This is a genomic window from Streptomyces pseudovenezuelae (assembly GCF_029892565.1).
GTDB lineage: Bacteria > Actinomycetota > Actinomycetes > Streptomycetales > Streptomycetaceae > Streptomyces > Streptomyces pseudovenezuelae_A.
This window is the reverse complement of the sequence record NZ_JARXVH010000008.1, coordinates 201,843-213,930: the sequence shown is the minus strand read 5'-3', so window position 1 is coordinate 213,930 and position 12,088 is coordinate 201,843. Positions and strand designations below refer to the sequence as shown.

The following is a 12,088-nucleotide window of genomic DNA, read 5'->3' as shown; positions in this document are numbered from 1 at the left end:
AGGAGGCCATGCGTACACCCCGTAGGACGCCCGCACCTGGCGCCGAGACGCCGACCACATCTCCCGCGCGCGGTCGTCGCGCGCACGCCGGACCGCCGGCCGACGAAGGCGCGGAGGACGCCTTGGGCCCGGTGCCGGACGAGGCACCCGCGCGTGGCGGGGGCTGGCGAATAAGGCCGCGGACCGTTCGGGCCAAGATCGTCTGTCTGCTGATGGTGCCGGTCGTCTCGCTGCTGGCCCTGTGGGCCTTCGCCACCGTCAGCACCGCTCAGGACATCGCCAGGCTGCGGCAGTTGCAGCGCGTGGACTCCGAGATCCGGACCCCTGTCGCGACGGCAGTCGCCGCCCTCCAGGCCGAGCGCTCGGCCGCCGTGCGGTACGCGACCGACCCGTCCGCCGCGCAGAGCGGCGACTACAAGAAGCTCGCGGACCGCACCGACCGGGCCGTGGCCGAACTCCGGCTCGGCGACGGCAACACCGTCGCCGACAGCGAGGAACTGCCCCCAGGAGTGGCCAACCGACTCGACGCGTTCGTCACCGGCGCCGAACGACTGCGCACGCTGCGCACCGCGGTGCTCAACCGGCGTACGGGCTGGGACGAGGCCTACGGGCGCTACACCGGCACCATCGCGACCGCCTTCGGAGTGGGTGGCGCCCTCACCAGCATCCAGGACGCCGACCTCGGCTCCGACGCACGCGTGCTGCTCGAATTCTCCCGCGCGGGAGAGGCGTTGGCCCAGGAGGACGCACTGGTGACCAGCGCACGCCTCGCCGACGGCCTGCGCGGCGAGCGGCTGCGGCTGTTCACCGGCGCCGTCGACACGCGCCGCGCCCTCACCGACTCCGCCGTCGCCGACCTGCGCGGCCCGGAACACAGCTCATGGCGGCACCTCGCAGCAGGCAGCGCCTACACGGCCCTGGGCACCGCGGAGGACAAGGCCCTCGACGGCACCCCCGGCCCGCTCACCTCGGCTCCCTCGAACAGCTGGGACACACCCCACGCACGCGTGCAGAACGGCATGCGGACGATCGAGGAACGGGCGGGGCAGGGCGTCGCGGACCGGGCCGACCCGTTCACCCGAGGTCTGCTCACCCCGGCCGGTGCCGCGGTCCTCTTCGGACTCGTCGCCGTCGCCGCTTCACTCGTCATCTCCGTACGCATCGGCCGCGGCCTCGTCGTCGAGCTGGTCGGGCTGCGCAACAGCGCCCTGGAGATCGCCCGGCGCAAGCTCCCCGAGGCGATGCGGAGGCTGCGCGCGGGCGAGGAGATCGACGTCCACGTGGAGGCCCCGCCGGGACTGCCCGCCGAGGACGAGGCGGGCCAGGTCGCCGAAGCCCTCGGCACCGTGCACCGCGCCGCTCTTCGGGCCGCCGTCGAACGCGCCGAACTCGCCAGCGGCATCTCCGGGGTGTTCGTCAACCTCGCCCGCCGCAGCCAGGTCCTCGTGCACCGCCAACTGAGCCTGCTGGACAGCATGGAACGCCGCTCAGACGACCCGAACGAACTGAGCGACCTGTTCCGGCTCGACCACCTCACCACCCGCATGCGGCGCCACGCCGAGAGCCTCATCATCCTCTCCGGAGCAGCGCCCGGCCGCGCCTGGCGCATGCCGGTCTCATTGACCAACGTGGTGCGCGCGGCCGTCTCCGAAGTCGAGGACTACGCACGCGTGGAGGTACGACAGCTTCCCGAGGCGTCCGTCATCGGCACGGCTGTCGCCGACCTCACCCACCTCCTGGCCGAGATCGTCGAGAACGCCGCCCAGTTCTCGCCGCCCCACACGCGCGTGCGCGTCAGCGGCGAACCCGTGGGCAACGGTTATGCGATCGAGGTCGAGGACCGCGGCCTCGGCATGGGCAGCGAGACGCTTGCCGAGGCCAACCGCCGCATCGAACAGTCCGAGACGCTGGACCTCTTCGACAGCGACCGGCTCGGCCTCTTCGTCGTCAGCAGGCTCGCCGCCCGGCACGACATCAAGGTGCATCTGCGTACCTCGCCCTACGGCGGCACCACCGCGGTCGTCCTGCTGCCCACCCCGCTGCTGCACGGTGGCGCGGCGGAACGTTCGCCCAAGAAGGCCGCCGACAGGGAACGGTTCGCGGAACGCGAGTACGCGCGCGTGCCGGGCGCCGCCTCCCACCAGGAGTCCGTCCAGACGCCGGCCGAACGGCCCGCGCTGGTGCCCACCGCGCCGGCCGCGGTGGAGGAGACGGCGCCCGAAAACCCACCACCCGGAGTCACCACCTTGCGCCTGCACCGGCCCCCGGACGACGCCGAGGAGTCCGACGACCTGCCCCGCCGCGTACGCCAGGCGAATCTCGCCCCGCAACTGCGCCAGCAGCGCCCCGAAGAGCCCGACCGGACCACCACGCCCCACCACGACGACGGGCGCACCCCCGAAGTCGTACGGGAACGCATGGCGGCGTACCGCGAAGGCTGGGCCCGCGGCGGCGGCAGGCAGCCAGGGCGTGGCGCCACTCCGGATTCCACAGCGCGCAGGGACAGTGAAGGAGATCCCGCATGATCAAGGACCCGAGCATGAGGGCCGCCCCGCAGTCGGGCGAACTCGACTGGCTGCTGGACGACATGGTGCTGCGCGTGAGCGAGGTACGGCACGCCGTGGTGCTGTCCAACGACGGCCTGGCCGTGGGCGCCTCGACCGACCTGCACCGCGAGGACGCCGAACACCTCGCCGCGGTCGCCTCCGGCTTCCACAGCCTGGCCAAGGGAGCCGGCCGGCACTTCGGCGCCGGCGGCGTGCGCCAGACCATGGTGGAGATGGACGACGGCTTCCTGTTCGTGGCCGCCGCGGGCGACGGCTCCTGCCTCGCCCTCCTCACCGACGTGAGCGCCGACATCGGCCTGGTGGCCTATGAGATGGCACGGCTGGTCAAGCGCGTCGGCGAGCACCTGTACACGGCACCGCGCGTCGCCGCGCGGCCCCCGGCCGCCGGATAGGCCGAGGGCGGTTCGCGCACATGAACGAGGACAGGACGGGCGCCCCGAACGAGCCGGGCAGCCAGTGGTACGACGGTGAGGCCGGACCTCTGGTCCGTCCGTACGCCATGACGGGCGGGCGCACCAGGTCCGGCCCCGCGGGGGTCCGCTTCGACCTGATCGCCCTCGTCACCCTGGACGCGGGTGCTCCAGGCATCGACGACGACACCGCGCTCGGGCCGGAACACCGGGTCCTGATCGACCTGTGCCGCACGGAGACCCAGTCGGTCGCGGAACTCGGCGCGGGCGCCGACCTGCCCGTCGGCGTGATCAGGGTGCTCCTGGGCGACCTGCTGGAGCGCGGCTGCGTCACCGTCAGCCGCCCGGTCCCCCCCGCGCAGCTTCCTGACGAACGGATTCTGCGCGAGGTGATCGAAGGACTGCGGGCGCTGTAGACGAAGTTCACCACCATCCGACGTTGCCGGTACTCCCGAGAGAAGTGATCAATGGACTCCGAGCACTCCGATGCCGCGGGCGGCGAGACGACCGCCCTGGCGTTGAAGATTCTGGTCGCCGGTGGATTCGGCGTGGGCAAGACCACCCTGGTGGGCGCGGTCAGCGAGATCAAGCCGCTGCGCACCGAGGAACTGCTCAGCGAGGCAGGCCAGTTGGTGGACGACACCGACGGCGTCGACCAGAAGGTCACGACCACCGTCGCCATGGACTTCGGCCGCATCACCATCCGGTCCGGCCTGTCCCTCTACCTCTTCGGCACCCCCGGCCAGGACCGCTTCTGGTTCCTGTGGGACGAGTTGTCGCAGGGAGCCCTCGGCGCGGTCGTCCTGGCGGACACCAGGCGACTGGAGGACTGCTTCCCCGCGGTGGACTACTTCGAGCACCGGCACATCCCGTTCGTGGTGGCCGTCAACTGCTTCATGGGCTCCCGCAGGTACGGCCCCCAGGACGTCTCGCGCGCCCTCGACCTCGACCGGGGAACTCCGGTGGTGCTCTGCGACGCCCGTGACCGAGACTCCGGGAAGGAGGTGCTGATCCGGCTCGTCGAGTACGCCGGGCGGATGCACACCGCCCGGCTGCTCGACTCGGTCGGCTGACCCGGCCGCCCGGCGGGCCGCGAACTCAGCCGGCGACGGCCTTCTCGGCCAGGACCTTGTCGACCGCGATCCGGACGAGGAGTTCCCCGGGCACACCGTTGCGCTCCCCGAACTCCGCGGCGCGCTCCTCACCCATGTACCGCGCGCCGATACGGCCGGCCCAGTGCCGCAACTCGTCGAGGTCCTCCGAGATCCGGGCGCGGCCCTGCAACACCACGTAGTCGAACGGCGGCCGGTCGTCGTCCACACACAGCGCGGCCCGTCCGTCACGGGCGAGATTCCGGCCCTTCACGCTGGACTTGGCGGTGTTGAACACGATGTCGTCCCCGTCGAGCAGGAACCAGATCGGCGTCACATGCGGGCTTCCGTCGGCCCGGACGGTGGACAGTTTCGCGGTGCGGGTTCCGTTCGAGACGAAGGCCCGCCATTCCTCATCGGTCATCTTCTGCGCCATGCGCCCATCCTCCTTGCTCGTGCGCCGGTGGTGGGGAAGGCTGGCGGGGGATCCTCCCACGAGGGGGAGTCGGCACACGGGGAGTCGGAGACATGGGGCAGAACGAGGGACTCGGCTGGCTGCTGGACGACCTCACGGAGCGGGTCGAGCACGTGCGCCACGCGTTGGTCCTGTCCAACGACGGCCTGGTGACCGGCGCGAGTACGGGCCTGCGACGCGAGGACGCGGAGCATCTCGCCGCCGTCTCGTCCGGACTGCACAGCCTGGCCAAGGGCTCGGGGCGCCACTTCAGCGCGGGCGGAGTACGCCAGACCATGGTCGAGTTCGACGACGCGGTGCTGTTCGTCACCGCGGCCGGCGCCGGCAGCTGTCTGTGCGTGCTCAGCGGGGCCGACGCCGACATCGGCCAGATCGCGTACGAGATGACCCTGCTCGTCAACCGAGTCGGCGAGCATCTCGGCGTGGAGGCAAGGCAGCCCGAGCGATCACCGGCCGCAGACGCCTGACCTGCGCTTTCGCTCCTCCCGCAGAGTTATCCACAGGCTCGCCACGAGATTCCCCGAACCGGCTACGGTTTTTCCCGAGGCCACGCGGACGGCGCGGGCCCCTCACTCCACGGGGGAGACGAGCATGTCAGGCAACACCGTCACCAAACCGCAGTCCCTGTCCTTCACGCCGAGTCGTGCGGCCAGGGAACTGGAGCTCAGGCGAGGGGAGTTCGACCTCGCCGTACACCTCGGCTGCGTCAGGACCGTGCCCGACGAAGGGGGCGGAGGCCGGGGGGTCACCCGCACCGAGATCGACCGGCTGCGCACGGAGGAGGGCTATCCCGAGGCGCTGCGGCAGCGCGTCGAAACCGTGGGCACGAAGCAGGGGGCGGGTCTGCTGGAGGTGACACCCACCAGGTTCACCCGACTCGCCAGGCTCGGCGTGGTCGTGCCCGTGAACTTCTACCTCAACCGCTACCGGGCCGTGGTCTGGCTCTATCTGGCCGAGGAACTGCGGCAGTTCGCCATCGACGGGGACAACACAGGCCTGGTGAGCGGCAGGACGCCGTCCGGACTGCGCGAGCAACTGGAGGCGGGGCTGGACCTGCGGGCCCGGAACTGACGGGGACGGCACCTCGGCTTCCTGCTCCGGCAGGCCGACGGCCATCCCTGGGCACGCGCGGCGGCCGTGGCGTCCCTGCTCGACCCCGTCCAGATCGCGGAGATCGTCCAGGACCCCTACGAGCGCTCCCATCTGAGCCGCTTCCGCCCCAGGCAGGTGTCGCACGGCGCACCCGGCTCGCCCGCCGCGCAGCTCGCCGAGAGGATCATGACGGCGGACCACCCGGACGAGATCGGCTGGCTGCGCGCCGACCTCGCACAGGCGGTGAACGAGGCCCGCACGGACCATCCCGCACCGCGACCGACACCGAATCAGACGGTGCCCCGGCCGACAGAGGCTCCGGCGACACCGCGGCAGAGGTCCGAACCGACGGCACCGCCACAGGTCGCGCACCTCGACGACCCCGCTCACCAGGAGCCGGAGCGTTCCCGCGGCCTGCTGAGTCGGCTGCTGCGCAGAAACCCGTGAACTACAGCGCCCTGAACAGCCCTTCCTGGACCACGGATACCAGCAGCCGTCCCTCGATGTCGTAGATCCGCCCACGGGCCAGACCCCGTCCACCCGTGGCGATCGGTGACTCCTGGTCGTAAAGGAACCACTCGTCCGCGCGGAACGGCCGGTGGAACCACATGGCGTGATCCAGCGACGCCATGTCGAAACTCCGCGGACCCCACAGGGGTTCGACCGGGATGCGGACGGCGTCCAGGAGGGTCATGTCGCTGGCGTAGGTCAGCGCGCAGGTGTGCACGAGCGGGTCGTCGCCGAGCGGTCCGACCGCGCGCATCCACACGGCACTGCGCGCCTCGGCGTCGTTCAGCTCCTCGGCGCTCCAGCGCAGCCGGTCCACGTAGCGGATGTCGAAGGGCTGGCGGCGTGCCATCCGCTCCAACTGCTCGGGCAGCGCGCCCAGATGGGCCCGCACCTCTTCCGCGACGGTCGGCAGGGACTCCGGGTCCGGGACCTTGCGGGCGGGCGGCAGCTGGTGCTCGAAGGGTCCTTCCTCAGGCTTGTGAAAGGAGGCGGTGAGATTGAAGATCGTGCGGCCCTGCTGCACGGCGGTGACCCGGCGGGTCGTGAACGACCTGCCGTCCCGCACCCGTTCGACCTCGTACACGATCGGCACGCCCGGCCGGCCCGGGCGCAGGAAGTACGCGTGCAGGGAGTGCACCGGACGGTCGCCGTCCGTGGTGCGGCCGGCGGCGACCATCGCCTGGCCCGCCACCTGGCCGCCGAAGACCCGCTGCAGGGACTCCTGCGGGCTGCGGCCACGGAAGATGTTGACCTCGATCTGCTCCAGGTCGAGCAGGTCGACCAGTCTCTCGGCCGGGTTCGTCATGCGTGGAGTTCTCCTTGGCTCACAGCTGACCGACGGCTTACAGCTGACCGACGTCGGTGACACGGACGACCGCACGGCCCTCCGCGTCGGAGGCCGCGAGGTCGATCTCCGCGCTGATGCCCCAGTCGTGGTCGTCGTTCGGGTCGTCGAAGATCTGGCGGACCCGCCAGATGCCGTTCTGCGGCTCCTCCTGGATCACGAGGAGCTTGGGGCCGCGGGCGTCGGGACCGGTGCCGAGGTCGTCGTACTCGTCCCAGTACTTGTCCATCGCCTCGCCCCAGGCGTCCGCGTCCCACCCGTGGGCGGAGTCCAACTCGCCCAGGTCGTTGACATGGTCGAGAGCCGCGAGCTCGACGCGGCGGAACATCGCGTTGCGGACCAGGACGCGGAAGGCGCGCGCGTTGGCGGTGACGGGCTTGACCTCGTCGGCCTTCTCCTGGGCCTCCTCGGCCGTCATCTCCGCCGGGTTGGCGAGCTGCTCCCACTCGTCCAGCAGACTGGAGTCGACCTGGCGGACCATCTCGCCGAGCCACTCGATCAGGTCCTGCAGATCCTCGGACTTGAGGTCGTCCGGGATGTTGTGGTCCAGCGCCTTGTACGCGCTCGCGAGGTAGCGCAGCACGATGCCCTCGGTGCGGGCCAGCTCGTAGTGGGACACCAACTCCGTGAAGGACATGGCCCGTTCGTACATGTCACGGATGACGGACTTCGGCGACAGCGGATGGTCGCCCACCCACGGGTGGCTCTTGCGGTACGTGTCGTAGGCGTGGAAGAGCAGCTCCTCCAGGGGCTTCGGGTACGAGATGTCCTGGAGCCGCTCCATGCGCTCCTCGTACTCGACGCCGTCCGCCTTCATCAAGGCGACGGCCTCGCCCTTCGCCTTGTTCTGCTGGGCGGCGAGGATCTGCCGGGGGTCGTCCAGGGTCGACTCGACGACGGACACCATGTCCAGGGCGTAGGACGGCGATTCCGGGTCCAGGAGCTCGAAGGCGGCGAGCGCGAACGTGGACAGCGGCTGGTTGAGGGCGAAGTCCTGCTGGAGGTCCACGGTGAGGCGGACGATGCGGCCGGAGGCGTCGGGCTTGTCGAGCTTCTCGACGATGCCGCCGTCCAACAGGGAGCGGTAGATGGCGATCGCGCGCCGGATGTGCCGCAGTTGCTGCTTGCGCGGCTCGTGGTTGTCCTCCAGCAGATGACGCATGGCGTCGAAGGCGTTGCCGGGACGGGCGATCACCGACAGCAGCATCGTGTGCGTCACCCGGAAGCGGGACGTCAGCGGCTCCGGCTCGGAGGTGATGAGTTTGTCGAAGGTGGTCTCCGTCCACCCGACGAAGCCCTCCGGCGCCTTCTTGCGGACCACCTTGCGCCGCTTCTTCGGGTCGTCGCCCGCCTTGGCGAGCGCCTTCTCGTTCTCGATGACGTGCTCGGGGGCCTGGGCGACGACGAAGCCCGCCGTGTCGAAGCCGGCCCGGCCGGCACGTCCCGCGATCTGGTGGAACTCACGGGCGCGCAGGGTGCGTACGCGATTGCCGTCGTACTTGGCCAGGGCGGTGAACAGCACGGTGCGGATGGGGACGTTCACTCCCACGCCGAGCGTGTCCGTGCCGCAGATGACCTTGAGCAGTCCGGCCTGCGCGAGCTTCTCCACCAGACGCCGGTACTTGGGCAGCATACCGGCGTGGTGGACGCCGATCCCGTGCCGGACGTAGCGGGAGAGGTTGCGGCCGAACTTGGTGGTGAAGCGGAAGTTGCCGATCAGCTCGGCGATCTGGTCCTTCTCCTCGCGCGAGCACATGTTGATGCTCATCAGCGCCTGCGCCCGCTCCACGGCCTGCGCCTGGGTGAAGTGGACGATGTAGACCGGGGCCTGCTTGGTCTCCAGCAGCTCGGTGAGGGTGTCGGTGAGCGGGCTGAGCCGGTACTCGTAGGACAGCGGCACGGGCCGGGTCGCCGAGCGGACCAGCGAGGTCGGGCGGCCGGTGCGGCGGGTGAGGTCCTCCTCGAACATCGAGACGTCGCCGAGCGTGGCGGACATCAGGATGAACTGCGCCTGGGGCAGTTCCAGGATCGGGATCTGCCAGGCCCAGCCGCGGTCCGCCTCCGCGTAGAAGTGGAACTCGTCCATGACGACCTGGCCGACGTCCGCGCCCTTGCCGTCGCGCAGCGCGATCGACGCGAGCACCTCGGCGGTGCAGCAGATGACGGGCGCGTCCGCGTTCACGGAGGCGTCGCCGGTCAGCATGCCGACGTTCTCCGTGCCGAACATCTTGCACAGCTCGAAGAACTTCTCCGAGACCAGCGCCTTGATCGGAGCCGTGTAGAAGGTGACCTCGTCCCGGGCAAGGGCGGCGAAGTGCGCGCCCGCCGCGATCATGCTCTTGCCGGAGCCGGTGGGCGTCGACACGATCACGTTCGCACCGGAGACCACCTCGATCAGCGCCTCCTCCTGATGGGAGTAGAGCGTGATACCGCGTTCCTGGGCCCACGACTCGAAGGCTTCGTAGAGGGCGTCGGGGTCGGCGGTCGCAGGGAGCTGATCGATGAGGGTCACGGACCCATCTTGCCTGGCCTCCTCCCTCAGGGGGGAATCGGATGTCCGGCCGAAGATCACGACCTATACGCTGTGTCGCCGACGGAGCGTCAGCGAACTCGGTCAACTGGACAGCGGTACACGAGGAATGGGGCGGGCAACGGCCATGATGGGACCAGCACACTCACTGTCGGGCGCCGCGGCCTGGCTCGGCGTCGGAGCCGCGGCCGCCGCGGCCGGGCACACGATGCCCTGGCCGGTCCTCCTGGTCGGTGCCTTGATCTGCGCCGGCGCCGCGCTCGCCCCCGACCTGGACCACAAGGCGGCCACGATCTCCCGGGCTTTCGGTCCCATCTCGCGCGGGCTGTGCGAGATCGTGGACAAGCTCTCCTACTCCGTCTACAAGGCGACGAAGAAGCAGGGCGACCCGCGCCGCTCCGGCGGCCACCGCACCCTCACGCACACCTGGCTGTGGGCGGTCATGATCGGGGCGGGATCGTCGGCGTTGGCCATCGCGGGTGGCCGCTGGGCGGTCCTCGCCATCCTCTTCGTCCACATGGTGCTGGCCATCGAGGGCCTGTTGTGGCGGGCGGCCCGGGGCTCCAGCAGCGATGTCCTGGTCTGGCTGCTGGCGGCGACCAGCGCGTGGATCCTGGCCGGTGTCCTGGACAAGCCGGGCAACGGCGCGGACTGGCTCTTCGCGGCTCCCGGGCAGGAGTACCTGTGGCTGGGGCTGCCGATCGTGCTGGGCGCGCTCGTGCACGACATCGGCGACGCGCTGACGGTCTCCGGTTGCCCGGTCCTGTGGCCGATCCCGATCGGTCGCAAGCGCTGGTACCCGATCGGGCCGCCGAAGATCATGCGCTTCCGGGCGGGCAGCTGGGTCGAGCTGAAGGTGCTGATGCCGGTGTTCATGCTGCTCGGCGGAGTGGGCTGCGCGGCGGCGCTGAACTTCATCTGAGGGGCGGGCCCCTCCGGGCGGGGCACGGCGGTCGTGCCCTCACCCCTGAAGGGCCCTCGCCGTCAGTCCCGCCACTGCTCGCCGGGCGCCACACCGGGCAGCGGCCGGCCGATGGTGGCGAGGGGGAGGAAGAACAGCCCCTGGCCGATCGCGAACGTCAACGTGGTCAGGGCCTTCTCGTCGTAGTGCACGGACACCTGGGCGTAGAGGTCCGCGGAGACCCGCTCACCGTGCGGGTTCGGGGTGAGCACGGCCTCGATCAGGGCGAGCGCGACACGCTCGGCGTCCGTGAAGCAGGGCGCGTCGTGCCAGGACGACACGGCCGTGATCCGCTCCTCGGACTCCCCGGCCCTGCGCAGAGCGCCGGTGTGCATGACGGTCAGGTAGGTGTTGCCGACCAGCTGGCCGAGGCGCAGATGGATCAGGCTGACCGTGGTCTGCGGCACCGAACCGTTGCCGACGGCCTTGAACAGGGCCTCGGCGACCGGTGCGAGTTCCGGGACGGTCTTGAGCGGGTTGGGCAGGCGCGACTGGGTCGTCATGGCGTTCTGTACTCCGAATCCTCGACATCCTCGGCGGCTTCGCCACGTGCGAAGTGCCTCTGTCGCACTGACGGATGTCGAGGCCCGGATGTGACCGCCGAACGCCATGGAACTCCGGTCGGCCGTGCGACGGCGCCGCGGGCCGGTTCAGCCGGTGGAACCCTGGCCGGTTCCGCCGCCGTAGCGCCGCTCGAACTGGGCGATGCGGCCCTCGGTGTCCACCGTGCGCGCCTTGCCGGTGTAGAACGGGTGGCTCTCCGAGGAGATCTCCACGTCCACCACCGGGTAGGTCTCGCCGTCGTCCCACTCGATGGTCTGCTCGCTGGTCGCGGTGGACCGGGTGAGGAAGGCGTAGCCGGCGGCGCGGTCGCGGAAGACGACCGGGTGGTAGTCGGGCTGCTTGTCGTTCTGCATGCGTGCTCCTTGGCAGGTCGGCCGGACGACGGTTCAGCCGGACAGGGTGTCCTCGTCGACGATGTGCATGGCGGCTTCCTCTGCGGAGGCCGCGGCGCCGTCGATCCCCACGTCCGTGGCGATCAGCGCGCTCTCCTCGTCCTCGTGCGCGCCCTCGTCGGGCGCCACCAGCCGGCCGGAGCGGAAGTCGCCGACCTCGTTGTCCAGGAGCTCCCCGTCGGAGTCGTCGGAGTCGCCCAGGCCGTCGCCGTCGGAGGAACCGAGGTCGGGGACCTCCTCGGCGAGCCGCTGGTCCAGGGTCTCCCCGCGCTGCCCCTCGGCCGCCGTCACGCCCGCGTGCTCCACCGCCCAGGGCCGCTCCGGAGGGGACCAGCCGCGGTCGAGCGGGTCGTCGACACCGTCGTTGTCCAGGGTGTCCTCCGGGTCGAGCAGGCCCGAGTCCTCCTGGATCTCGGATCCGTCGGGCTGGTAGACGTCGTCTCCCCATCCGTCGGCGCTGGTCACGGGTACCTCCAGGTGATGGGGACGGGCCCGCTGTGGGTGGCGGGTCGCCGGTACGCGGCGCGAGCCGGTACCGATGCCCACCCTTCCACCCCCTTTCGGGACCGCGCAACGGCACAGGGCGACGAGCCCCTCGTACCGCGAGTCCCACCTGCATCCGAGACCGGGTCCCCGCTTACCGGCTCGCCCT

Annotated in this window: 12 protein-coding genes and 1 pseudogene; 7 read left to right on the top strand and 6 right to left on the bottom strand. The window is 70.7% G+C overall.

Features of this window, described 5'->3' with window-relative positions; genetic code table 11:
* The first annotated feature begins 8 nt into the window (after positions 1 to 8).
* From M2283_RS26615 to M2283_RS26600, 4 genes are read left to right on the top strand one after another with little or no spacing between them, the layout of a single operon-like run.
* The gene (locus M2283_RS26615; RefSeq protein WP_280878900.1) at positions 9 to 2,525 is read left to right on the top strand and encodes a sensor histidine kinase; all 2,517 of its coding nucleotides are present in this window, start codon (positions 9 to 11) and stop codon (positions 2,523 to 2,525) included.
* A complete protein-coding gene (locus tag M2283_RS26610; RefSeq protein WP_280878899.1) occupies positions 2,522 to 2,959 on the top strand; it encodes a roadblock/LC7 domain-containing protein in 438 nt (145 codons plus the stop codon). The genes M2283_RS26615 and M2283_RS26610 overlap by 4 nt, the downstream gene beginning before the upstream one ends.
* A gap of 20 nt (positions 2,960 to 2,979) precedes the next feature.
* Positions 2,980 to 3,393: a DUF742 domain-containing protein gene (locus M2283_RS26605; protein WP_280878898.1), complete on the top strand. Its 414-nt coding sequence runs from the start codon at positions 2,980 to 2,982 to the stop codon at positions 3,391 to 3,393.
* Between the two features lie 51 nt (positions 3,394 to 3,444).
* Positions 3,445 to 4,050 carry a GTP-binding protein gene (locus tag M2283_RS26600; RefSeq protein ID WP_280878897.1) on the top strand — a complete coding sequence of 202 codons (606 nt, stop codon included), beginning with the start codon at positions 3,445 to 3,447 and terminating at the stop codon, positions 4,048 to 4,050.
* A 25-nt stretch (positions 4,051 to 4,075) separates the two neighbouring features.
* Here M2283_RS26600 and M2283_RS26595 read toward each other — a convergent pair whose 3' ends face one another.
* Entirely contained in the window at positions 4,076 to 4,504 is a 429-nt protein-coding gene (locus M2283_RS26595) for a PPOX class F420-dependent oxidoreductase (RefSeq protein WP_280878896.1), read from the bottom strand.
* A 92-nt stretch (positions 4,505 to 4,596) separates the two neighbouring features.
* Between M2283_RS26595 and M2283_RS26590 the strand changes: the two genes are divergently transcribed.
* On the top strand, positions 4,597 to 5,010 hold the full coding sequence (locus tag M2283_RS26590) for a roadblock/LC7 domain-containing protein (RefSeq protein ID WP_280878895.1): 414 nt from the start codon (positions 4,597 to 4,599) through the stop codon (positions 5,008 to 5,010).
* A 124-nt stretch (positions 5,011 to 5,134) separates the two neighbouring features.
* Positions 5,135 to 6,082, top strand: a pseudogene (locus M2283_RS26585) (DUF6397 family protein).
* 1 nt (position 6,083) lies between these two features.
* Here the strand turns inward: M2283_RS26585 and M2283_RS26580 are convergent.
* Both M2283_RS26580 and M2283_RS26575 read right to left on the bottom strand, forming a co-directional pair.
* Positions 6,084 to 6,950 carry an acyl-CoA thioesterase gene (locus tag M2283_RS26580; RefSeq protein ID WP_280878894.1) on the bottom strand — a complete coding sequence of 289 codons (867 nt, stop codon included), beginning with the start codon at positions 6,948 to 6,950 and terminating at the stop codon, positions 6,084 to 6,086.
* 37 nt (positions 6,951 to 6,987) lie between these two features.
* Positions 6,988 to 9,501, bottom strand: a complete 2,514-nt coding sequence (locus M2283_RS26575) for a DEAD/DEAH box helicase (protein WP_280878893.1) — start codon at positions 9,499 to 9,501, stop codon at positions 6,988 to 6,990.
* A 145-nt stretch (positions 9,502 to 9,646) separates the two neighbouring features.
* Here M2283_RS26575 and M2283_RS26570 point away from each other — a divergent pair, with 145 nt between their 5' ends.
* Positions 9,647 to 10,441 carry a metal-dependent hydrolase gene (locus M2283_RS26570; RefSeq protein WP_280878892.1) on the top strand — a complete coding sequence of 265 codons (795 nt, stop codon included), beginning with the start codon at positions 9,647 to 9,649 and terminating at the stop codon, positions 10,439 to 10,441.
* A 62-nt stretch (positions 10,442 to 10,503) separates the two neighbouring features.
* Here M2283_RS26570 and M2283_RS26565 read toward each other — a convergent pair whose 3' ends face one another.
* The 3 genes from M2283_RS26565 to M2283_RS26555 all read right to left on the bottom strand — a co-directional run bounded on the left by M2283_RS26565 (position 10,504) and on the right by M2283_RS26555 (position 11,901).
* The gene (locus M2283_RS26565; RefSeq protein WP_280878891.1) at positions 10,504 to 10,983 is read right to left on the bottom strand and encodes a carboxymuconolactone decarboxylase family protein; all 480 of its coding nucleotides are present in this window, start codon (positions 10,981 to 10,983) and stop codon (positions 10,504 to 10,506) included.
* 147 nt (positions 10,984 to 11,130) lie between these two features.
* Positions 11,131 to 11,397, bottom strand: coding sequence for a type B 50S ribosomal protein L31 (locus tag M2283_RS26560; RefSeq protein WP_280878890.1), 267 nt, complete (start codon positions 11,395 to 11,397; stop codon positions 11,131 to 11,133).
* 33 nt (positions 11,398 to 11,430) lie between these two features.
* Positions 11,431 to 11,901 (bottom strand): DUF5709 domain-containing protein, encoded by a 471-nt coding sequence (locus M2283_RS26555; protein WP_280878889.1) that lies wholly within the window; start codon positions 11,899 to 11,901, stop codon positions 11,431 to 11,433.
* Positions 11,902 to 12,088 lie beyond the last annotated feature (187 nt).

Coding starts and splice junctions, on each gene's coding strand:
- M2283_RS26595 (WP_280878896.1), bottom strand. CDS start 4,504: ATGGCGCAGAAGATGACCGATGAGGAATGGCGGGCCTTCGTCTCGAAC.
- M2283_RS26590 (WP_280878895.1), top strand. CDS start 4,597: ATGGGGCAGAACGAGGGACTCGGCTGGCTGCTGGACGACCTCACGGAG.
- M2283_RS26580 (WP_280878894.1), bottom strand. CDS start 6,950: ATGACGAACCCGGCCGAGAGACTGGTCGACCTGCTCGACCTGGAGCAG.
- M2283_RS26605 (WP_280878898.1), top strand. CDS start 2,980: ATGAACGAGGACAGGACGGGCGCCCCGAACGAGCCGGGCAGCCAGTGG.
- M2283_RS26565 (WP_280878891.1), bottom strand. CDS start 10,983: ATGACGACCCAGTCGCGCCTGCCCAACCCGCTCAAGACCGTCCCGGAA.
- M2283_RS26615 (WP_280878900.1), top strand. CDS start 9: ATGCGTACACCCCGTAGGACGCCCGCACCTGGCGCCGAGACGCCGACC.
- M2283_RS26600 (WP_280878897.1), top strand. CDS start 3,445: ATGGACTCCGAGCACTCCGATGCCGCGGGCGGCGAGACGACCGCCCTG.
- M2283_RS26560 (WP_280878890.1), bottom strand. CDS start 11,397: ATGCAGAACGACAAGCAGCCCGACTACCACCCGGTCGTCTTCCGCGAC.
- M2283_RS26570 (WP_280878892.1), top strand. CDS start 9,647: ATGATGGGACCAGCACACTCACTGTCGGGCGCCGCGGCCTGGCTCGGC.
- M2283_RS26610 (WP_280878899.1), top strand. CDS start 2,522: ATGATCAAGGACCCGAGCATGAGGGCCGCCCCGCAGTCGGGCGAACTC.